This window comes from Mycobacterium sp., assembly GCF_052145595.1.
GTDB lineage: Bacteria > Actinomycetota > Actinomycetes > Mycobacteriales > Mycobacteriaceae > Mycobacterium.
Genome location: NZ_JBKQOI010000301.1, coordinates 1 through 22,780, shown reverse-complemented (window position 1 = coordinate 22,780; position 22,780 = coordinate 1). Strand labels below are relative to the sequence as shown.

Sequence of the window (22,780 nt, the reverse complement as noted above, 5' to 3'; positions counted from 1 at the left end):
AGCAGCCATGGGTCGATCCTTGGCGCGATGTTCTTCGCGATCCACCGGCCTACGCCGGTCGCCAAGAAGGCGGCGTAGGCGCGGATCGGGGGGCTGACCCGGTCGGGAGGATCGACCCGTGGCAGATCATCGCTCGGGGTGCTCGGTGAGGCGTTGTGGGCGGTCATCGTGACGAGGGTCCTTTGTGTCGCGCGGCGAAGAGCTCGTCACCTTTGATTTATGGATGGAGAACCGGATACCCGGATCACTTTCGGCGACCCGGTGAGGCACTCAGGTTTAGCGGCTCGAAGACAATCACTTGGCGCACGCCATTTCGCTCCATGTGGCTGTCATGCGCGGGCCACATCTCGATAAGCCTCGGTACGTTGCGCGTGACTTCTTCCTCTGTCGCGGGTCGCGACAGATAGTTTGCAGCGGTGCCGCCGATCTCGATACGTGCCGTTGGGTTGGCGAGTAGGTTCTTCGGCCAACTGGAGGCTGCTTCTAGCCCGAAGTTCTCGCAAGCGGCGACGAGATTCTTGCCATCCCGCACGTAGTGCAGCGGAACCGTTCGGTCTTTGCCGCTTCTTCTGCCTTTCGTCGTGAGCAACATCGTCGTCAGCTGCGGACCGCTCATGGACAGTCGGCCTCGGCTCGCGCGGATCAGCGCCCGGTCTACCCGTGAGCCGACGTGCTTCAGTGAATAGAGAGAACCAGCGGTAGTGACCGACCCGCCGCATCGCGCGAAGATACAGCTCATACGGCTCACTCATGGTCGCCCACCTTTCGATCCCGCCCGGGCCCTATCAGAAGGGTCGGGGCCAGCCGTTGTACATATCTACGGATATACAAACGCATATCCGGATTGCCTGGAAACGGTACTTTTATTTCCGCGTCTTTGCAAGTCTCTGTCTGAACTGGTCGGAAGAGCTTGCTAGCGTCAGCCGCATGCCTGCCCGCCCGCATCGCACGGTCGACCGAGTGATCGAGATCCTTGAGACCGTTTCGCTGAGCCCGCGCGGCCTGACGCTGGCGGAGCTGGCAGCCGCCTTGGATGCGGCGAAGAGCTCCGTGCAGGAGCTGACCAACGGACTGCTCGCCCGCGGCTATCTCATCGAGAGGGAACGCCGGTTCCACCTCGGGCCGGGGCCGTTCATCCTCGCCGCGCGCGCGAACAAGCTGGCCGCGCTGTCACTCGATCACCAGTTCGTGGCCGAGGTGGGCAATGTCCTGTGTTGCACCGTGCTCGTCGGGGTGCGCGTCGGGGACGCCATCGTCTTCACCGACCTTGTCGGTGAAGAATCACCGAGCTTGACGTTCGTCGCGCGCATCCACGCCCGTCGCCCGCTATATAGCAGCGCCGCCGGAAAAACGTTGCTCGCCAACGTCCCCGACGAGGAGATGTACCGCCTCCTCGACCTCGCCAGTCCGGAACAGGCGGGCGAGGTAGAACAATTCCTCGCCGAGCTCCCCCAGATCCGGTCCCGCCGACTGGCCTTCAACCGGGGAGTCACTCTCTCGGACGCATTTGCCGTCGCCACGCCCCTTTTAGCACCCGATGGCAGTCTGATCGCGGCGATCAGTGCGGCCGTCGATGCTTCGCAAGCGGATCGTCTCGACGAGATTGGCGACGAGCTCAAGAAGGCCGTCGCCACCCTCGGCCCGAAATACGGCCTCAAACCATCCTGATTGACCGCGAGATCGCTTATTCCAGCTGGCCATAACGCGCCGCTGTTACTAACAGGAACCGCGATTGGGCGCTAGCGCCGACGACATTTCGTGGTGGGCAATCGAGGATTGGGAGCGCGTGTAGTCGCCGTCCCAACTCTGAGGAAACGTCAGTCGCACGGGCGCACGAGCCGCGCAGTTTGGCTCGTTGGGCCGAAAGATCGACGAGGAGCTGGATGACGTGACGGTCTACATACAAGACTCGGTGTCGGCCGGCGGGGACGGTGACCCGACGCAAACACGCCACAACACAGATGCTTTGGTAGACCGCCTCAACGCCGGCGAACCATACGCCGTCGCGTTCGGCGGCCAGGGTAGCGCCTGGCTGGAAACGCTCGAGGAGCTAGTGTCGTCGGCCGGCATCGAGGACGAGCTGGTGACGCTGCTCGCCGCGGCCGAAATGGTGTTGGAGCCGGTCGCCCGGGAATTGGTCGTGGTCCGCCCGGTGGGCTTCGATCCGGTGCGGTGGGTGCGCGCCCTGGCCGCGCAGGAGCCGGTTCTCGGCGGCGAGCAGCTCATGTCGGCAGCGTGTTCGCTGCCCGGTGTCCTGCTCACCCAGGTCGCCGCGATGCGCGCGCTGACCCGCCAGGGTATGGATTTCGCCGCTAACCCACCCGTCGCGGTCGCCGGGCACTCCCAGGGTGTGCTGGCTGTCGAGGCACTGCGCGCCGGCGGCGCCAAGGACGTCGAGCTGCTCGCCCTGGCGCAGTTGATCGGCGCCGCCGCCACTCTGGTAGGTCGGCGGCGCGGGATCACCCTGCTGGGGAACCGTTCGCCGATGGTCTCGGTTACCAATGCCGACACCGACCGAATCGCCTCGCTCCTCGTCGATTTCGGCAAGGAGACCGTGTTGGCATCAACGCTGTCGGTCCGTAATGGCCAGCGCTCGGCAGCCATCGCCGGTACCCCAGAAGAGCTGACCCGTTTCGAACTGTACTGCCAGCGGATCGCCGACGCCGAGGCCGCCGAGCGTAAGAACAAGTTGCGCGGCGGCGCGGTGTTCAACCCGACGTTCGAACCGGTGCGCGTCGATGTCGGCTTCCACTCGCCGCTGCTGGCCGACGCGGTGAAACTTGTTGACGGGTGGGCCGCCAAGATCGGCTTGGAGGCCGAGTTGGCCCACGAAATGGCTGAAGCCATCCTCGTACATCCGGTCGACTGGGTGAGTCAGGTGTGCGGCCTGCACGAGGCGGGCGCTCGCTGGATCCTCGACCTCGGCCCCAGCGACATCTTGACCCGGCTGACGGCGCCGGTGATCCGCGGTCTCGGTATCGGGATCGTGCCCGCGGCGACCCGCGGGGGCCAGCGCAACCTGTTCACCGCCGGGGCGGTGCCCGAAGTGGCCCGGCCGTGGTCGAGCTACGCGCCGACCGTTGTGGTGCTGCCGGATGGCTCGGTGAAGCTGGAGACGAAATTCACCCGGCTGACCGGGCGGTCCCCGATCCTCTTGGCGGGCATGACACCCACCACCGTCGACGCCAAGATCGTTGCCGCCGCCGCAAATTCCGGTCACTGGGCCGAACTGGCCGGCGGCGGTCAGGTCACCGAGCAGATCTTCGCCGACCGCGTCGGCGAGCTCACCACGCTGCTCGAACCGGGCCGCGCGGTCCAGTTCAACGCGCTTTTTCTTGACCCTTACCTGTGGAAACTGCAGGTGGGTGGGAAGCGGCTGGTGCAGAAGGCCCGTCAGTCCGGCGCCCCGATCGACGGCCTGGTGATCAGCGCGGGCATTCCCGACCTTGAGCAGGCCGTCGAGCTGATTGACGAGCTGAACGGCGCCGGGATCAAACACGTCGTATTCAAGCCCGGCACCGTCGATCAGATCCGTGCGGTCATCCGCATCGCCGCGGAAGTACCCACCAAGCCGGTGATCGTCCACATCGAGGGCGGCCGTGCCGGGGGACACCACTCCTGGGAGGACCTCGACGACCTGCTGCTGGCCACCTACTCCGAGCTCCGGTCGCGGCCGAACATCACGGTGTGTGCCGGCGGGGGCATCGGCACACCCGAGCGTGCCGCCGAATACCTTTCGGGGCGTTGGTCGTCCGCACACGGCCACCCGCTCATGCCGATTGACGGCATTTTGGTCGGCACCGCGGCGATGGCCGCCAAGGAGGCCACCACATCGGAGTCGGTCAAGCGGCTGCTGGTCGAAACCACCGGCATCGACAAATGGATCGGCGCCGGAAAGGCCAACGGCGGCATGGCATCCGGCCGCAGCCAATTGGGCGCCGACATCCACGAGATCGACAACTCCGCATCCCGCTGTGGCCGGCTGCTCGACGAGGTCGCCGGCGATCTGGAGGCGGTCGCCGCGCGCCGCGACGACATCATCGCCGCGATGGCCCGCACCGCCAAGCCGTATTTCGGCGACGTCGCCGAGATGACCTATCTGCGGTGGCTGCAGCGCTATGTCGAGCTGACGACCCCGTGGCTGGACATCTCCTGGCGTGACCGGTTCGAGCAGATGCTGCAACGCGCCGAGGCGCGTTTGCACACAAAGGACTTCGGGCCAATCGAGACGCTGTTGGTCGAAGAGCAACTGCTCGAACGCCCGGGTGATGCGATCGCCGCACTACTCGAGCGCTACCCCGACGCCGAGACCGTCCAGTTGCACCCGGCCGACGTGCCGTTCTTCGTCGAGCTGTGCAAGACGCCGGGCAAGCCGGTCAACTTCGTGCCGATCATCGACAAGGACGTGCGCCGCTGGTGGCGCAGCGACTCGCTGTGGCAGGCCCACGATGCGCGCTATGACGCCGATCAGGTCTGCATCATCCCGGGCCCGGCGTCGGTCGCGGGCATCACCCGCGCCGATGAACCCGTCGGCGAACTGCTGGACCGCTTCGAGCGGGCCGCTATCGACGAGGTGCTGGCCGCCGGAAGGCAGCCCGAACCCGTCGCGGCCCGGCGCCGCTTCCGAAACGACGTCACCGGGCCGCTGGCCGTCGTGCTGGACGCGCCCGACGTGTTCTGGGCCGGGCGGCTCGCGACCAACCCGGTGCACCGCATCGGCGGCCCGGATGCCTGGCAGGTGCACGAGAACGGCACTGCGGCAGGCCATCCCACGTCAGCAAAGCTGCGCGTGGTTGCCGAGGACCGCGTCGTGCTGCGGGTTCCGCTGTCGGGAAAGTTGATCGAGATTGCGTTCACCATCACGCAGGCGGTCCGCGACGGCGGCCTGCCGCTGGTGTCCGCGGACGATGCCACCGCCGCGATGCGGGCCGTGTTGGCAATCGCCGCCGGCGTGGACGGGCCCGAATCCTTGCTCCCGGTCCAAGCCGGCACCGCAACGGTCACGGTGCAGTGGGATCCCGAAGAGGTCGCCGATCACACCGGCGTGACCGCGACGTTTGGTGCGCCGCTGGCGCCGACGCGAACGGTGGTGCCCGATGCGCTGGTCGGCAAATGCTGGCCCGCCGTCTTTGCCGCGATTGGCTCGGTGGCCACCGACACCGGCATCCCGGTGGTCGAGGGCTTGCTGAGCCTGGTGCACCTCGATCACGCCGCGCGACTGCTGGGGCCGCTCCCGAAAATTGCCACTAGTCTGCTCATTACGGCGACGGTTGGCAGCGTGGCCGACACGGACATCGGTCGAGTCGTGCCGGTGTCGGTCACGATCGCCGACTCGTCCGGCACCGTGCTGGCCAGGCTGCACGAACGCTTCGCGATCTGCGGCCGCACCGGCACCAACGAGCTCGAGGATCCGGCCCGGGCCGGTGAAGCTCTGTCCGACACCGCAATTGAGACTCCTCGCCGGCGCCGCCGCGATGTGAAGCTGACCGCACCGACCGACATGCGGCCGTTCGCCGTGGTTTCCGGTGACCACAACCCGATCCACACCGACCACACCGCCGCGCTGCTCGCCGGCCTGGAATCACCGATCTTGCAAGGCATGTGGCTCTCGGCGGCGGCCCAGCACGTCGTGGCGGCTCAGCACGTCGTGGCCGGCAACGCCAAGCCTCCGGCCCGGCTGATCGGCTGGACGGCCCGCTTCCTGGGCATGGTGCGCCTTGGCGACGAGATCGACGTTCGTGTCGAGCGCGTCGGAATCGACCACGGCGCCGAGGTTTTGGAGGTCGCCGCCCGGGTCGGCTCGGAGCTCGTCATGTCGGCAACCGCCCGGCTGGCCGCCCCGAAGACCGTCTACGCGTTCCCCGGGCAGGGCATTCAGCACAAGGGCATGGGCATGGAGGTGCGGGCCCGCTCCAAGGCCGCGCGCAAGATATGGGACGACGCCGACAAGTTCACCCGCGAGGCCCTCGGGTTCTCGGTTCTGCACGTGGTGCGTGACAACCCGACCCACATCGTCGCGGCCGGTGTGCATTACCAGCATCCCCAGGGGGTGCTGCATCTGACGCAGTTCACCCAGGTCGCCATGGCGACGGTCGCCGCCGCGCAGGTCGCCGAGATGCGCGAAGCCGGCGCCTTCGTCGAGGACGCCATCGCCTGCGGGCACTCCGTCGGCGAGTACACCGCACTGTCTTGCGTGAACGGGTTCTACGAGCTGGAGGAGCTGTTGGACATGGTGTTCCGGCGCGGCTCCAAGATGCACGACATCGTGCCGCGCGACGAAAACGGCCGGTCGAATTACCGATTGGCGGCGATCCGTCCCTCGCAGATCGACCTCGCCGACGCAGATGTCCCGGCGTTCATCGACGAGATATCCCAGCGCACCGGCGAGTTCCTGCAAATCGTCAACTACAACCTGCGCGGCTCGCAGTACGCGATTGCCGGCACGGTGCGTGGCCTGGAGGCGGTCGAGGAAGAGGTCGAGCGGCGCCGGAAGATCACCGGGGGCCGTCGCTCCTTCATCCTGGTGCCCGGCATCGACGTGCCGTTCCACTCGAGCGTGCTGCGCGCCGGCGTCGCCGATTTCCGCCGCTCACTGGAGCGGGTCCCGGCCGACAAGGATCCCGAGCTGATCGTCGGGCGCTACGTCCCCAACCTGGTGCCACGGCCGTTTTCGCTGGATCGCGACTTCATCCAGGAAATCCGCGATCTGGTCCCGGCTGAGCCGCTCGACGAGATTCTCGCCGACTACGACACGTGGCGTAACGAGAAGCCGCGCGAGCTGTGCCGCAAGATCGTCATCGAGCTGCTGGCGTGGCAGTTCGCGAGCCCGGTGCGCTGGATCGAAACCCAGGATCTGCTGTTTACCGGGGAGCCCGCCGGCGGGCTGGACGTGGAACGGTTCGTCGAGATCGGCGTCAAGTCCGCGCCGACCGTTGCCGGGCTCGCCACGAACACCCTGAAACTGCCCGAATACGGCCACAGCACAGTGGAAGTGCTCAACTCCGAGCGCGACGCGGCGGTGCTGTTCGCCACCGATACCGACCCCGAGCCGGAGCCGGGGGCTGAGGAGGAAGCGGATGATTCCGCCGCTGCCGCGGCGGATGCCGCACCCAGTCCCGATGTCGCGCTCGCCGTCGCTCCGGCAACCGCCGGAGCTCCGTCGGCCGCTCCGGCGGACGACATCGCGTTCGACGCGGCCGATGCGACGCTGGCGCTCATCGCGCTGGCGGCGAAGATGCGCATCGACCAGATCGAGCCGCTGGATTCCATCGAGTCGATCACCGACGGTGCGTCGTCGCGGCGCAACCAGCTGCTGGTCGACCTGGGCGCCGAGCTGAACCTCGGTGCGATCGACGGCGCGGCCGAGGCCGACCTGCCATGGCTGAAAACCCAAGTGACCAAGCTGGCGCGCACATACAAGCCGTTCGGTCCGGTGTTGTCGGACGCGCTCAACGACCGACTGCGCACGGCGCTCGGGCCGTCGGGGAAGCGGCCCGCCGCGGTCGCCGAGCGTGTCACGAAGGTGTGGATGCTTGGCGACGGTTGGGCTAAGCACGTCACGGTCGAGGTCGCGCTGGGCAGCCGGGAAGGCAGGAGCGTGCGCGGCGGTGCGCTTGGGCACCTCCACGACGGCGCGTTGGACGACGCCGTCGCGGTCGACAAGGTCATCGATGCCGCGGTGTCAGCAATCGCCGCCCGCCGCGGCATTTCGGTGGCGCTGCCGTCTTCCGGCGGTGGGGGCGGTGCGGCGATCGACGCGGCGGCGCTGAGCGAATTCACCGAACAGATCACCGGCCGCGACGGCGTGTTAGCCTCGGCGGCACGCCTGGTCCTGAGCCAGCTCGGACTGGACGACCCGATCGCTACGCCCCGGGCCGCCACCGATGCCGAGCTGGTCGAACTGGTCACCGCCGAATTGGGTTCGGACTGGCCGCGATTGGTGGCACCGGCGTTCGACGCCAGGAAGGCCGTGCTGCTCGACGACCGCTGGGCCAGTGCCCGCGAGGACCTCGTCAGGATATGGCTGATGGAGGAAGGCGAGATTGACGCCAACTGGCCGCATCTGTCCGAGCGGTTCGAGAGCGCCGGCCACGTCGTCGCCACCCAGGCCACCTGGTGGCAGGGCAAGTCGCTGGCCGCCGGCCTTAACATCCACGCGTCGCTGTACGCGCGGATCGCCGCCGGCGCCGAAAATCCGGATCCCGGCCCCTACAGCAACGAAATCGCCGTGGTGACAGGCGCTTCCAGGGGTTCGATAGCGGCGACGGTCGTCGCGCGGCTGCTCGACGGCGGTGCCACCGTCATCGCCACGACGTCGAAGCTGGACGACGACCGCCTGGCGTTTTACCGCGCGCTGTATCGCGACCACGCCCGGTACGGCGCGGCGCTATGGGTGGTGCCGGCCAACATGGCGTCCTACTCCGACATCGATGCCCTGGTCGGGTGGGTCGGTAGCGAGCAACACGAAACCCTTGGGCCGCAGTCCATTCACGTCAAGGACGCACATACTCCGACGCTGCTGTTCCCGTTCGCTGCGCCGCGGGTAACCGGTGACCTCTCCGAGGCGGGATCGCGTTCGGAGACGGAGATGAAGGTGCTGCTATGGGCGGTGCAGCGGCTCATCGGCGGTCTGTCGAAGATCGGCGCCGAGCGCGACATCGCCACGCGCCTGCATGTGGTGCTGCCCGGCTCGCCCAACCGCGGAATGTTCGGCGGCGACGGCGCCTACGGCGAATCCAAGGCGGCACTCGACGCCGTGGTAGCGCGGTGGAAGGCCGAGTCGTCGTGGGCCCAGCGGGTGTCGCTGTTCCACTCCCTGATCGGCTGGACCCGCGGTACAGGACTGATGGGACACAACGACCCGATCGTGGACGCAGTCGAAACAGCCGGCGTAAGAACGTATTCCGCCAGTGAGATGGCCGCGATGCTGCTGCGCCTCTGCGATGCGGAGTCGAAGGTGGCCGCCGCCAACGCGCCCATCACCGTCGACCTGACCGGCGGACTCGCCGATGTCAAGCTCGACATGGCCGAGCTGGCCGCAAAGGCTCGCGAGCAGGCCACGCGGGACGCCGAGACCGTGGACGCAACGCCGCGCGGCATTATCGCGGCACTGCCCAGCCCGCCGCGGGCACACGCCCCGGCGCCCCCGCCGCCGTGGAAGGACCTCGACGTCGACCCGGCCGAGCTGGTCGTGATCATCGGCGGTGCGGAACTGGGCCCGTACGGTTCGTCGCGCACACGCTATGAGATGGAGGTCGACAACGCGCTTTCGGCGGCCGGCGTGCTGGAGCTGGCCTGGACCACCGGGCTGGTCCGGTGGGAAGACGACCCCCAACCGGGTTGGTGTGACACCGCATCCGGGGAGCTGGTCGACGAAGCCGAGCTGGTCGAGCGTTACCACGACACGGTGGTGCAGCGCTGCGGCATCCGCGAGTTCGTCGACGACGGCGCGGTCGACCCCGATCACGCGTCGCCGCTGCTGGTGTCGGTGTTCCTGGACAAGGACCTCAGCTTTGTGGTTTCCAGCGAGGCCGACGCGCGGGCGTTCGTGCAGTTCGATCCCGAGCACACGGTCATCCGGCCGGTGCCCGATTCCAGCGACTGGCAGGTCATCCGCAAGGCCGGCACGGAGATCCGCGTGCCGCGCAAGAGCAAGCTCTCGCGAACAGTCGGCGGCCAAATTCCGACCGGCTTCGACCCGACGGTGTGGGGCATCAGCCCCGACATGGCGAGTTCGATTGACCGGCTGGCGGTGTGGAACATCGTGGCGACCGTCGACGCGTTCCTGAGTGCCGGTTTCAGCCCGGCCGAGGTGATGCGCTACGTGCACCCGAGTCTGGTGGCCAACACCCAGGGCACCGGCATGGGCGGCAGCACCTCGATGCAGGCCATGTATCACGGAAACCTGTTGGGCCGCAACAAGCCCAACGACATCTTGCAGGAAGTGCTGCCCAACGTCGTCGCGGCGCATGTGGTTCAGTCCTATGTCGGCAGCTATGGCGCGATGATCCACCCGGTCGCCGCGTGCGCCACCGCCGCGGTGTCGGTCGAGGAAGGTGTCGACAAGATCCGGCTCGGCAAGGCCGAGCTGGTGGTGGCCGGCGGATTCGACGACCTCACGCACGAGGGCATCATCGGCTTCGGTGACATGGCGGCCACCGCCGACACCGAGACGATGCGCCAAAGGGGCATCAGCGACGCGAGGTTCTCCCGGCCCAACGACCGGCGGCGGCTGGGCTTCGTCGAAGCCCAGGGCGGCGGCACGATCCTGCTGGCCCGCGGGGACCTGGCGCTCAAAATGGGATTGCCCGTGCTGGCGGTGGTCGCCTACGCGCAGTCGTTCGGCGACGGCGTGCACACCTCGATCCCGGCCCCGGGTCTGGGGGCGCTGGGTGCCGGCCGCGGGGGCAAGGACTCGGCGCTGGCCCGCTCGCTGACCAAGCTGGGCGTGACCGCCGACGACGTCGCGGTGATCTCCAAGCACGACACCTCGACCCTGGCCAACGACCCCAACGAGACAGAGTTGCACGAGCGGCTCGCCTATGCGCTGGGTCGCTCGGCCGGTGCGCCGCTGTTCATCGTGTCGCAGAAGAGCCTGACCGGGCACGCCAAGGGCGGTGCGGCGGTCTTCCAGATGCTCGGCATGTGCCAGATGCTGCGTGACGGGGTCATCCCGCCCAACCGCAGCCTCGACTGCGTCGACGACCAACTGGCTTCCTCCGGGCACTTCGTCTGGGTGCGTGACGCCCTGCGGCTGGGCGGCAATTTCCCGCTCAAGGCCGGGTTGGTGACCAGTCTCGGATTCGGCCACGTGTCGGGGCTGATTGCGTTGGTGCACCCGCAGGCGTTCCTGGCGGCGCTGCACCCGGATCAGCGGGCTCAGTACCGAGTGCGCGCCGATGCCCGCCTCCTGGCCGGTCGGCGCCGGCTTGTCGCGGCGATCGCCGGTGGTGCGCCGCTCTATCAGCGGCCGGCCGGGCGCCGGTTCGGTGACGACCTTCCCGAGAAGCGTCAGGAAGCGCAGATGCTGCTGGATCCGGCGGCCAGGCTCGGTGACGACGGGGTATACCGCCGGTAGTCACGCGGCACACGACCGTTTCGTCCAATTGCACTGCGGCCCAACCGATTGATGTCTGGGTCGGCACGACACCAGCCGTTGCGTGCACTGACCGATAAGTTTCGGGCTAGCCGGTAGGGAGGATTCTCGTTGGCAGGGAAGCCAGTCCCGACTTGGCAGGCAAGACTTTACGGCATGCCATTAGTAGAACTAGAGTCAGCGACTCTTGCGGAAGTCAGCCAGGAGATCATCGACCTCGTCGCGAGCGAAGCGAAAGAAGCCGACCTCACGGCAGATTCGATTCTTACCGATGTGGGTCTGGATTCGCTCAAGTTCATGTCGGTGGTCTTCAAGATCGAGGCGCGCTACGACATCGAATTGCACGAGGAGGATGCCGACGATCTCCGGACCATCGGCGATTTGGCAAATCTTGTGCTCGCTCACATTGCGGAGCAGTCATGAGAGGGGCGCCCGCCATCCGGCCGAAATATGTCACCCTGGTCGAAATGCTTAACGCGGCAGCACAATCCGACCTTGGCCTGGTTTTCGTGAACCGCAAAGAGCAAGACCAGGATGTCTCGTTCGCCCGCATACGCGAGCAGGCGCAGTCTGTTGCCGCGGACCTGGTGCGCCGCGGGGTACGCAAGGGCGACCGTGTCGCCCTCGTGCTGCCGACCTCCCCGGAGTTCGTCCAATGCTTCTTCGGCGTGCTGTGTGCCGGCGCGATCCCCGTTCCGCTGTATCCGCCTCTGCGGCTTGGGAAGCTCGACGAGTTTCACCGCAGGACGACGGCCATGCTCAAGGCGGTGGACGCGGCCATGGTCGTGACCGACGAGCGCATCCGGCGTTTTCTGGGGGTCGCCGTCGCGAACGCGGCTCCTGCGCTCGGGTGCGTCACCGCGTCGAGCCTGGACGGCCCGATCTCGGACGCGGTTGAAGTCGCTGCCGACGACATCGCAGTGATCCAATTTTCCTCGGGGACGACCAACGATCCCAAGCCGGTGGCTCTGACCCACGCGAATCTGCTCTCGAATCTCGCAACCCTCGAGCACTACATCGCCGCAGACGGGGCACGGCCCGTCGTCGGCGTTACTTGGCTGCCGCTCTACCACGACATGGGATTGATCGGAAATCTCCTCAGCGCTTTCTATGTTCAGGGAAAGCTCGTATTGCTTCCTCCCGAGCTATTCGTTGCGATGCCCGGCGCGTGGCTGCGAGCCATCTCACGCCACCGGGGAACCATCACCGCGGCGCCGAACTTCGCTTTCGGCCTGTGCCTCAAGCGCATAAGTGACGACGAACTCGAGGGAGTGGACCTATCCTCATGGAGCATCTGCCTCAATGGCGCCGAGGCGGTCAGCCCTGAAGCGCAGCGGCGGTTCAGTGAGCGGTTCGGCCGCTGGGGCTTTCGCGCTAAGTCGTTCACTCCGTGCTATGGCATGGCGGAGGCGTCGTTGGCCGTGACATTCAAAGCGCTGGGCACATCCTTCAAAACCCTCGGCGTGGACGGCGACAAACTGGCCTCGCAAGGCATCGTCGAGCCGGGCGGCAAGGAAATTGTCAGCGCTGGTCCTCCCCTGACGGGCATGGGGGTCGAGATACGCGACGACTATGGGGCCGCGCTGTCACCCGGCCTTGTCGGCCACATCTTCGTCTCGGGCCCCAGCATCATGGCCGGTTACTTCGGGCGCCCCGAACTCACCGATCAGGCGTTACACGACGGTTGGCTCCACACGGGCGACCGCGGGTTCATACACGATGGCGAGCTCTATGTCTGCGGACGGCAGAAGGACATCGTCATCGTGCGCGGCGCCAACCACGCCCCCGAGGAATTCGAGGCGGCATTGGAAGGCCTGCCGGGTGTGCGCACCGGATGCGCGGTCGCGGTCGGATTCGTGCCCGCGGGCGACGAAGACGAAGCACTGGCAATGCTAGTCGAAACGACTTCCGACGCCACACCAGGTCTGGCGCAAGAGGTCGCCTCGCGCGTTCAGCAGCATGCCGGCATCCTGCCGGCGCGCGTGGAGCTGCTGGCCCCGGGAACGTTGCCACGAACCAGCAGTGGCAAGCTTCGTCGCCGCGAGGCCCTCAATCAATGGCTGACCGGGCAGCTGACCCCGCCCAAGAAAGTCACGGCCGCAAGGCTATTGGTCCAGGCGGCCAACGGAGAACTCCTCCAGGCGCGTGCAGCGCTGGCACGGCGCACCAGGAACAGCCAGTCCGTCGGATAGAGCGAAAAGGAACAATACCAATGTATCGAGCAGATCCCTTTGACGCGCTCTCTCCTGCGCAGCTGGCCGCGAGCGCGACGCGCAGCCGGCCGACGCTGCTGGGCATCGCGTCCGCGCATCCGCCGTTCGCGGTGACCCAGGAGGAGACCTGGCAATTCTTCGAGCGCGTGTCGTCAGTCCCGTTCGTGAAGCGGATCGTCGAGTCGACGAAGGTCAAGAAACGCCACATCATTTGGGACCCGGACACCCTTGCGGAGGTCAGTGGCCTGCTGACAGGCGACCGAATGGCTGCGCACGCCGAAGCGGTCACCGACGTTGCTTCACGTTCCCTCAAGCAAGCCATCGGTGACTTCGACACGCACCGAATCGGCAGTTTCGTCATGGCCTGCTCGACCGGCTACGTCAACCCCGGTCCCGATCTCCTGCTCGCCAAAGAGCTTGGGCTACGGTCGGATTTGCGTCGCACCTTCATCGGCCACATGGGTTGCTATGCGGCGCTCAACGTTATCAAGGTCGCAATGGACAGCGTCGCCGCCAGACCCGACGAGTTGGTGATCTGCAACACGACCGAACTGAGCTCCGCTCACATCCGGGATACCTTGATGCCCGGCGAGGATCCGGTGGAGGCGCTGATCACCCAAGCCCTATTTGGCGACGCCAGCGTGTCGATGCTGCTGGGCTCAGCGCCCGACGGTGCCGGAATCCAGTTCCTGCGTACGCACACCGAGCAACTGTACGACGAACACACGATGATGAGTCTGAACATCGGCAACCGGTCGTTCTGGATGACTCTGGCCGCCGGTGTGCCGGCGATCCTCGAGGAAAACATTGACGGATTCCTGGCCAAATTACTCGAGCCGCTGGGACTCTCGACCGATGATATCGCACATTGGGGAATTCATCCCGGTGGCCCGAAGATCGTTCGTAAGTTGGGCAAACAGTTGCGGTTGCAGCCGGAGCAGTTGCGCGCGAGCTGGGACGTCCTCGCCAACGCCGGAAACTGCGCCTCAGCGACGGTGCTGCTGGTGCTGGAAAACATCCTGCGAGTCGACAAGCCCCGGCCCGGAGAGCATGGTGTCCTCTTGACGTTCGGCCCGGGCCTCACCATCGAAGGGGCGGTGCTTCGGTTTTGAACACGTTAGAGCGGATTGCTCGGCTCGGGATTCGTGCGCCGCGGCGCATCATTGCATTTGCGCTGTTTGTCATGGCGGGCGCAGCGGTTTTCGGCATACCGATTGCGAACAGCTTGTCTTCGGGCGGCTTCCAGGATCCGACCGCGGAATCGACGCATGCGACGAACATGCTGGCAACCAAGTTCAACCAGGGGGACACTCAGCTTCTGATCACCGTCAGCTCCGACGACGGCGCGAACGGCAGCGCCGCCCGGCTGGTGGGCACCGACATCGTGCGTCAGCTTGGCAACTCACCCTATGTGGCGCAAGTGACCTCGCCCTGGACCGCGCCGCCGACGGCTTCGGCGACGTTGGTGAGCAAGGATGGCAAGACGGGTCTGATCGTCGCCAGCATCACCGGCGGCAGCAGCGGCGCGGCCAAGCATGCCGAGAGGCTGAGCAGCGAGTTGGTGCACGACCGTGACGGTGTGACGGTGCGCGCCGGCGGGCGGGCCATGACCGATGCGCAAATCACACTTCAAACGCGAAAAGATCTGAAGGTGATGGAAGCGATCGCGGTCCCGGTGAGCTTCCTGGTGCTGGTGTGGGTGTTCGGCGGGTTCATGGCGGCAGCGATTCCGTTGGGGGTCGGGAGCTTTGCGATCTTGGGTTCGATGGCAGTGCTGCGTCTGCTGACGTTCGTGACGGACGTTTCGATCTTCGCGCTCAATCTGTTGCTGGCGATGGGGCTCGCGTTGGCGATCGACTACACATTGCTGATCATCAGCCGATTCCGGGACGAACTTGGCGACGGTGCCGAGCGGGACGCGGCGCTTGTTCGCACCATGGCCAGCGCCGGCCGGAGCGTGCTCTTCTCGGCGATGACCGTCGCCCTCTCGATGTCGGCGCTGGTGTTGTTTCCGATGCCCTTCCTGAAGTCCTTCGCATATGCCGCAATCGCGGTGGTGGCCCTGGCGGTGGTCGCGGCGATTGTGGTGACGCCCGCCGCCATCGCGCTGCTCGGCCCGCGAGTGGACTCGATGGGTCCACAGCGGCCGGTGGAGCAAACCATTTTCTATCGGTTAGCCCAGTTCGTGATGCGCCGGGCGGTGCCGCTCGGGCTGGCCATCGTCGCTGTCCTGATCGCACTCGGCATGCCGGTGTTCGGAATGAAGTGGGGCATTCCCGACGATCGCGTGCTCCCGGAGTCGAGTACGGCGCGTCAGGTTGGCGATCAGCTGCGCACCAATTTCAACGCTGACGTGGCGTCGAATGTGACCGTGGTCATCCCGGACGCCGGGGGCGTCACCCGTAAGGCATTGGATGCCTACGCCTCCCAGCTGTCGCTGGCGCCCGACGTGTCGTCGGTTTCGGCGCCGGGCGGCACGTTCGTCGCCGGTGCGCTTGTCGGACCGCCGTCGGCCGCGGCAGCGATCACGGACGGCAGCGCATTTCTCACGGTGGCGAGCAGTGCGCCGCTTTTCTCGCAGGCCTCCAACACCCAGCTGGACCGGCTGCACGCTATCGCAGGTCCGAACGGCCAGCAGGTCTTGATGAGTGGGGTCGCCCAGGTGAACCGTGACACCGCCGATGCCATCACCTCCCGGCTGCCTCTCGTGTTGACCGTCATCGCCCTGATCACTTTCGTGGTGATGTTCCGACTCACCGGCAGCGTGGTGTTGCCGCTGAAAACGTTGCTGCTCAGCGGCTTGTCGTTGACTGCCGCGTTCGGCGCACTCGTGTGGATCTTCCAGGACGGCCACCTTGGCGGATTGGGTACCACCGCCACCGGCACGCTGGTGCTCACCATGCCGGTGGTGTTGTTCTGCATTGCTTTTGGGTTGTCAATGGACTACGAGGTCTTCCTCGTGTCGCGGATCCGCGAGCACTGGCTGGCATCCAACCGGACGGCGGCCGACAACGACGACAGTGTGGCGCTGGGCTTGGCCAGAACCGGGCGCGTGATCACCGCCGCGGCACTGATCATGTCCATTTCATTCGCCGCCTTGATCGCCGCTCAGGTGTCGTTCATGCGGATGTTCGGTGTCGGGTTGACGCTGGCAGTCCTGGCCGATGCGACCCTGGTACGCATGCTGCTCGTGCCGGCGTTCATGCACGTGATGGGACGGTTGAACTGGTGGGCCCCGGGATGGGTTGCGCTACTTGGCGAACGGGTTCGAGCTTCGCGGCGCAGCGCATCGGCCGCAGCAGCTGAGCCGGTCGGCCAAACGGCCTACGCACTGGAAGCCAAGTAGCGCGAGACCACCGGGAGCGCAATGACATACGAGCGGCACGTGCTGGCCAATCGGCTGCGACGACGCAAGCACCGGACGCGGGCGGCGTTGATCAAAGCCGCGTAGGGCTTCATCGCCGTCGGCAAACTCACCGTTCCGGTGCTCGAGATCACCCAAGCCGCCGATGTCGGCATGGGCTCGTTCTATAACCACTTCGACAGCAAAGAACAGCTGTTCCAGGCTGCGCTCAACGAAATCTTCGACTCCTTCGGCGCGATGCTCGACCGCCTGCCACCGGTGGATGACCCCGCCGAAATGTTCGCCCGCAGCTTCCGGTTGACCGTTCGATGGCTTCGGCGCCGACCCGACGAAGTTCGCGTGCTGCTCAACGTCGGAATAGGCGAGCTCATGTCGGATCGCGGCCTGGCGCCGCGTGCGCTGGGAGACATTGCAGCCGCCAATCGGACTGGCCGGTTCCGCATCGATGATCTCGAACTCGCGGTCACGCTGGCCGCAGCAGCGCTGTTCGGGCTCACACAACTGCTGCACAACCAGCCCGAGCGTGACGCCGCGCAGCCCGCCGAACGGCTAGCTCAAGACTTGCTCGTGGTGTACGGGCTGTCCGCGGAGGAGGCACACGAGGTCTGCGGGCGAGCACTGCCCGACCTCGACGACCTCGTGGCCGGCGGTGCGCCGGATCGACCTGATGTCACGGTCGCCGCGATGCCCGCCGATGCCGGTCCCCGGTCATCAGACATTGCCCAGGCCGGAAACCAAAAGTAGGAAACCAATTGCGCCGACGACAAGGGTGGGAATGGCCTGGCGTCGCGCGCTTATCCAATCGTTGAGCCGCCGCAAGACGGCGAGCGTCTGTGCCGGCGACGTGAGATAGGTAATCAGGGGGACCTCGACGACCGTAAACGCCACCACGGTGAACATGAGGGCCGCGCCAACTTGCGCAGCAGTAGTGGATTCCGATGCCATGATCGCGATGATCGCCGCCAGGTACTCGACAGGCGGCGTCGCCAATGCGACGCCGGCGACAAACGCTACTGCTAATGAGCCGCCTTCGAGCCGACCTCGGATCGACAGTCGGCTGGAGCCGGTCGGTGCGTTCGGCTCCAGCATCAGGACCGGGGACTCACCGCCGGTCATCGGCATGGCTGTGCGCTGACGCGCCCCGAAGCGCGCCAGCATCAGCGCGGCGAGGGACACCGCTAGTGCACCGATGGCAAACTGCAGGTATGCAGCACTCGGGCTGCTGGTGGCCGAAACCAGCTCCGTCTCAACGGAAAGCGCGAAATCGCGTAGGAAGAGCAGCACACCCAGAGCGGCTGCAATGCCCGCTGCCAGGCCGCCGGCCCAGAAGGCAAGCAGATTGAGTATGGGCCTTGGCCGTGAAATCAAGAGCGCCGTGATCCCGATCCGGACCGGGTCGATCGCCGCTAGCAGGGACAGCGCGAGAACTGCGCTGGACACAGCCCAGGCCTAATTCCCGGCGGCTGTCGCTGTGCTAACGCGAAAACCGTTGCAGCGATGCCGAAGCTGGGTTCCCGTCGACATATTCACAGTGTGGCTGATGAAGCGTTCGGTGTTGGTACAACTGGCAGGCATTCGCATTGGGGGACAGCACTAATTGCCAGGGCCGGGCTGCGAATAGTGGTTGGCACCCAGTGCATATGGTTGCCAGCGGTACTGACACGGAACTGTGAATTGGAAACAATTTGAGGAACCCGATGCTCAAACCGCACCCAGAAGATGTGAGAACAATGGCAAGGATTTTGGCCTACACTTCGCCGGCACTCGGCCATCTATTCCCGTTCAGCGCCCTACTGCTCGAATTGTCCGCCCGCGGCCACGAGGTTCATCTGCGCACGCTGTCCACGGGTGTGGAGATGGGGCGAAAGCTGGGTTTCACCACTGACATCATCGATCCGCGAATCGAGGCGATCGTCAATGATGACTGGAAGGCTTCAAACCCTCGCGGTGCCCTGAAGAGGGCGGTCGACGTGTTCTGCCGGCGCGCCGCGTACGAAGTCGCGGACTTCGCCGACGCGGTCGAGCGAACGCGCCCCGACGCGTTGGTCGTCGACGTCAATTGCTGGGGTGCCCTGTCGGTCGCCGACGCGCGTGACACCCCGTGGGCATGTTTCTCCCCCTACACGCCGGCTCTGCAATCACCTGGAGTGCCGCCCTTCGGGCTGGGGCTGGCTCCACTGCCCGGCGTGCTGGGCCGGGTCCGTGACGCCGCGCTGCGGCCCATCGCGATCGGCATGATGGAGGGGGCGGTGTTGCCGGCAGGCAACAAGATTCGTGCGAGCGCCGGTGCGCCGCCGGTCGCTTCGGCGGACGAGTTCATGCGACGGGCCCCGCTGATGCTGGTGGCAAGTGGCAAGCCGTTCGAATATCCGCAGACGAACTGGGGCGATGCCATACAGATGATCGGCCCGTGCATGTTTGAACCGGCGATGGATACCGTTCCCGACTGGCTCACGGCGATTGACCGGCCGATCGTCCTGGTCACAACGTCATCGCAACAGCAGGCCGATGAAAAACTCGTCAAGACCGCGATGACCGCGCTCGCGGACGAGCCGGTACATGTGGTCGCGACACTACCCGCGGGGCTACCAGGCGACATCGCACTGACGCCGAACGCGACGGTGGTCCAGTTCGTACCGCACGGTCCCGTGTTGGACCGCGCGGTGTGCGCTATCACCCACGGTGGCATGGGCGGCACCCAAAAGGCCCTTGCCCGAGGCGTTCCGGTGTGCGTGGTGCCGTTTGGGCGGGACCAATTCGAGGTCGCACGGCGGGTGGAGGTGGCGCGCTGCGGAACCCGCCTGCCGGCGAAGAAGCTGACCGCAGAACGGCTGTCGGCTAAGGTCCGACAGGCGATGACCATGACAGACGGCGTACGGCGGGTCGCCGCGGGTTTCGCAGCGACCGGCGGTGTCGCTCGGGGCGCTGAACTCATCGAGCAACGCGTTCTCAGCGGCGCGCCCCAGCTTCAGTTCGTCAGCCAGCGCGAGCATCTGACTGAATCACCCCGCAGGAGTCCGACCATTCGGTCGCGCTCCTCGCAAAGAGCCACAGCGACATGACGGCGAAAGTAAGAATATATTCCTGTGAATCGCTCTGTTTTCCAACTGTATTGGCGTTGCGCCTTCCTGCAAGCGCCATCGCACGGTGCATGTCAACATGTGCGGAGGCCACTGCGCTGGTTCGCCAACATGTCGACTAATAGCTCGTCAGTAGCGTATGGCAACGCGGCGACCGGCTTACACACCGACGTAGTACTCCGCGCCGCGCCTGCGGGCACGCAGCTTCGCGCCGACCTGGATACCGGCGTACTCGCCGCCAGGTCCGGCGCGACCGACCCGCACCGTCTTGCCCACCGACCCGCCCACGTAGCGCGGGCGACGCCGATTGAGCTTGCGCCGCCTTCTACCCGGGTGGCGCCGGTGGATGCCAACTAAGTGGTCGACTGCATAATTACAGTGACGTAATTTGGTCCCACACTTCCATACGGTTACGTGAGATGGTTCCCTTGATGAAGGGAGCAGCATGCCACGAACCAGCCCGTACAGCATCGCTTTGGCCGAAGCCGAGCGGACAGAACTCGAAGCCCGCGCGCGCCGATATACGTCAGCGTATTCCGAAGTTGTGCGCGCCAAAATCGTGCTCTACGCCGCCGACGGCCTGGGCAACGACGAGATCGCCGCACGCCTAGACACGCCGCGGCAAGTCGTCTCCAAATGGCGCAAACGCTTCTTCGATCAGCGTCTGGCCGGACTGACCGATCTGCCCCGGGGAGGACGGCCCCCGAGTTTTCCCCCCTGACGTCGTGGTCGCCATCAAGGCGTTGGCCTGCGAATTCCCGGCGAAGGCCGACAAGACCCAGCCGTTGGCTCGCTGGCAGTGCCCCGATCTGGCCCGCGCCGCCGTCGAGCAAGGCATCACCGCCTCGATCTCGGGCACCACGATCTGGCGCTGGCTCAGCGCCGACGCGATCAAGCCCTGGCAGCACCGCTCCTGGATCTTCCCCCGCGACCCCGACTTCGGCCCCAAGGCGGGCGGGGTGCTCGACCTCTACGCCCGCCGCTACCGCGACACCCCGCTGCGGCCTGATGAGTACGTAATCTCCGCCGACGAGAAGACCTCCATCCAGGCCCGCATCCGCAAGCACGCCACCTCACCCCCGACACCAAGCCAGCCGGCGCGCGTCGAGGCGGAGTACTGCCGCGGCGGCTCCCTGGCCTACCTGGCAGCCTGGGACGTGCACCGCGCCAAGGTGTTCGGGCGCTGCGAGGCCACCACCGGCATCGACCCCTTCGACCGGCTGGTCGACCAGGTCATGACCACCGAGCCCTACGCCACCGCGCGTCGAGTGTTCTGGGTGGTCGACAACGGCTCCTCACACCGCGGCCAGGCCAGCATCGACCGGCTCCAGCATCGCTGGCCGAAACTGCGCCTGATCCACCTGCCCGTGCACGCGTCTTGGCTCAATCAAGTGGAGATCTACTTCTCCGTCGTGCAACGTAAAGTCCTCTCACCGAACGACTTCCACACCCTCGACGAGGTCGAGGCCCGACTGCTCGACTTCCAGCAGTACTACGAACAGATCGCGACACCGTTCGAATGGAAATTCACCAAAGACGATCTGAACGCCCTACTCGAGCGCATCGCCGCCCATGAACACGCCGCCCTCACGCCCGCCGCATAACGGGCCCCACGAATACGTCACCGAAATTCCGTGCCAGACCACTAAGCAACTCCCTCGCACGCCGGCACGCCTGCTCTTGTTCCTCACCCGATCGGCTCGCCACCAGCAGGCGAACCGCGGAGTCCTCGGTGAGTTCACTGGTTATCGGCGCGATTTCGACGCCGTGTACCTCTGGCGCTTTCGGCGTACCGTGCGGCTAGGTAGTCCACGCCACCATCCTCCGGCCCAAGCCATAACTCATCCGCAGCCGGCGCGCTGCCTCGTCCAATTCGACAGCCTCATAGAGCAATTCGCCGTGCAGAGCACCTGAGAGACGCGCAGCATGTGAGTGCGATCCCACGCTGGCTCCGATCTCGAATGCTTCGCGGAGCTCGCGTCGAGCGGTGGGGATATCAAGCTTGTACTTTGCGGCGATACCGGCCCGGCTGTGTGCGAGCACGCTCGCGAACGACCCCACATGTCGTGGTAGGGCGCCACTCATTGCAGCAAACCTTCACGCGTGGTCGAAACTCGAAACGGCAGATGGCGGCGAACGCTGCGTCGTTACCGGCGACCACGGGTACCCGAGGATGGAAGGTATCAGGTGTCGAGAAAGCCTCGGAGACAAGAGAATCAATGCGCTCATCTACGTTCGGCAAATAGGTCTGTCACCGCGCGCCGCACATCGGCCTCAACTCGAAGATCGGTTCGCGACGCATCCGAGAGCTCTACGCTGCCCAGCGCCGCGTCGAAGCGATTCAGCGTCCGGCCACCTATTGGGGGCGGCCGGCGCGGCCGATGGGTATCTGGCTCGCCAGTTTCGCCATCACCTTGTGCGGGATATTCGCGAGCACGCTCAACCAAACGTGTCGATGCAGATCACGCCGCGGAGTCAGGCTCGGTCAGCTCGTCGAGGTCAGGAAGCGGTCGCCGGCAGATCTCCGCGGCCTCGTCGGCAGGCAAGCCAAACATGATCAGCACGTCGCGGGTGGCGCGATCAGCCGCCTCGGCGTCGCAGCGTTCGGGTTGGTCATGCAGCAGCTGGCCCAGCCCCAGCAGCGCGCCGCCTGCCACCGCCAATGCGAGCGCAGGATCGTCCACGGTGAACCGGCCGGCGCGCCCAGCGACACTGATGTCACGCAGGGCCCGCGGAGCCAGGCCGCGGTCAGCGGAGATCAACGTCAACCCGGAGTTGAGAAGCACCCGGCACATCTCCGGGCGCCGCCTGAACAGCCGCCCGATTAGCCGGAAACTGCGGGCGAATGTCATCGCCGGATCCTCGCCTTCGGCGGTGAGCTTGTCGAGTATCGCGCCGAGGTCGTCGAGTACCTCATTGACCGCGGCCTCGAACAGCTCTTCCTTGCTGTCGAAGTGGTTGTAGAACGAACCCATCCCGACGTCCGCGGCCTGGGTGATCTCGAGAACCGGCACGTTGAGTTTGCCGG

12 protein-coding genes and 1 pseudogene are annotated in these 22,780 nt (G+C 65.9%); 10 read left to right on the top strand and 3 right to left on the bottom strand.

All coding sequences use genetic code 11. The annotated features are described in order from the left end of the window. Positions 1–244: 244 nt before the first annotated feature. Positions 245–752 (bottom strand): annotated as a pseudogene (locus ACLP4W_RS25625) (nitroreductase/quinone reductase family protein). Between the two features lie 175 nt (positions 753–927). On the opposite strand from ACLP4W_RS25625, the gene ACLP4W_RS25620 reads away from it, so the two are divergent. The 7 genes from ACLP4W_RS25620 to ACLP4W_RS25590 all read left to right on the top strand — a co-directional run bounded on the left by ACLP4W_RS25620 (position 928) and on the right by ACLP4W_RS25590 (position 17,416). Further along, positions 928–1,668 (top strand): IclR family transcriptional regulator, encoded by a 741-nt coding sequence (locus ACLP4W_RS25620; RefSeq protein ID WP_442390193.1) that lies wholly within the window; start codon positions 928–930, stop codon positions 1,666–1,668. Positions 1,669–1,888: 220 nt separating this feature from the next. Further along, positions 1,889–11,077 (top strand): fatty acid synthase subunit beta domain-containing protein, encoded by a 9,189-nt coding sequence (locus ACLP4W_RS25615; protein ID WP_442390195.1) that lies wholly within the window; start codon positions 1,889–1,891, stop codon positions 11,075–11,077. Positions 11,078–11,251: 174 nt separating this feature from the next. Beyond that, positions 11,252–11,518, top strand: a complete 267-nt coding sequence (locus ACLP4W_RS25610) for an acyl carrier protein (protein ID WP_442390192.1) — start codon at positions 11,252–11,254, stop codon at positions 11,516–11,518. Then, a complete protein-coding gene (locus ACLP4W_RS25605) occupies positions 11,515–13,287 on the top strand; it encodes a fatty acyl-AMP ligase (RefSeq protein ID WP_442390191.1) in 1,773 nt (590 codons plus the stop codon). The genes ACLP4W_RS25610 and ACLP4W_RS25605 overlap by 4 nt, the downstream gene beginning before the upstream one ends. A 20-nt stretch (positions 13,288–13,307) precedes the next feature. After that, positions 13,308–14,420 carry a type III polyketide synthase gene (locus tag ACLP4W_RS25600; RefSeq protein ID WP_442390190.1) on the top strand — a complete coding sequence of 371 codons (1,113 nt, stop codon included), beginning with the start codon at positions 13,308–13,310 and terminating at the stop codon, positions 14,418–14,420. A gap of 71 nt (positions 14,421–14,491) precedes the next feature. Next, the gene (locus ACLP4W_RS25595) at positions 14,492–16,654 is read left to right on the top strand and encodes an MMPL family transporter (RefSeq protein WP_442390189.1); all 2,163 of its coding nucleotides are present in this window, start codon (positions 14,492–14,494) and stop codon (positions 16,652–16,654) included. A gap of 111 nt (positions 16,655–16,765) precedes the next feature. Further along, positions 16,766–17,416: a TetR/AcrR family transcriptional regulator gene (locus ACLP4W_RS25590; protein WP_442390194.1), complete on the top strand. Its 651-nt coding sequence runs from the start codon at positions 16,766–16,768 to the stop codon at positions 17,414–17,416. On the opposite strand, the gene ACLP4W_RS25585 is transcribed toward ACLP4W_RS25590, so the two are convergent. Next, on the bottom strand, positions 17,384–18,112 hold the full coding sequence (locus ACLP4W_RS25585; protein WP_442390188.1) for a GAP family protein: 729 nt from the start codon (positions 18,110–18,112) through the stop codon (positions 17,384–17,386). The genes ACLP4W_RS25590 and ACLP4W_RS25585 overlap by 33 nt on opposite strands. A gap of 290 nt (positions 18,113–18,402) precedes the next feature. Between ACLP4W_RS25585 and ACLP4W_RS25580 the strand changes: the two genes are divergently transcribed. The 3 genes from ACLP4W_RS25580 (at position 18,403) to ACLP4W_RS25570 (ending at position 21,356) form a co-directional block, all read left to right on the top strand. Continuing rightward, positions 18,403–19,734: a glycosyltransferase gene (locus tag ACLP4W_RS25580; protein WP_442390187.1), complete on the top strand. Its 1,332-nt coding sequence runs from the start codon at positions 18,403–18,405 to the stop codon at positions 19,732–19,734. Positions 19,735–20,197: 463 nt separating this feature from the next. After that, complete coding sequence (locus ACLP4W_RS25575; RefSeq protein WP_442390186.1) at positions 20,198–20,473, top strand: helix-turn-helix domain-containing protein; 276 nt, start codon at positions 20,198–20,200, stop codon at positions 20,471–20,473. 4 nt (positions 20,474–20,477) lie between these two features. Next, positions 20,478–21,356: an IS630 family transposase gene (locus ACLP4W_RS25570; protein ID WP_442390185.1), complete on the top strand. Its 879-nt coding sequence runs from the start codon at positions 20,478–20,480 to the stop codon at positions 21,354–21,356. Between the two features lie 858 nt (positions 21,357–22,214). On the opposite strand, the gene ACLP4W_RS25565 is transcribed toward ACLP4W_RS25570, so the two are convergent. Continuing rightward, positions 22,215–22,780 (bottom strand): TetR/AcrR family transcriptional regulator (locus ACLP4W_RS25565; RefSeq protein ID WP_442390184.1); only part of this gene is annotated, 566 nt, incomplete at its 5' end.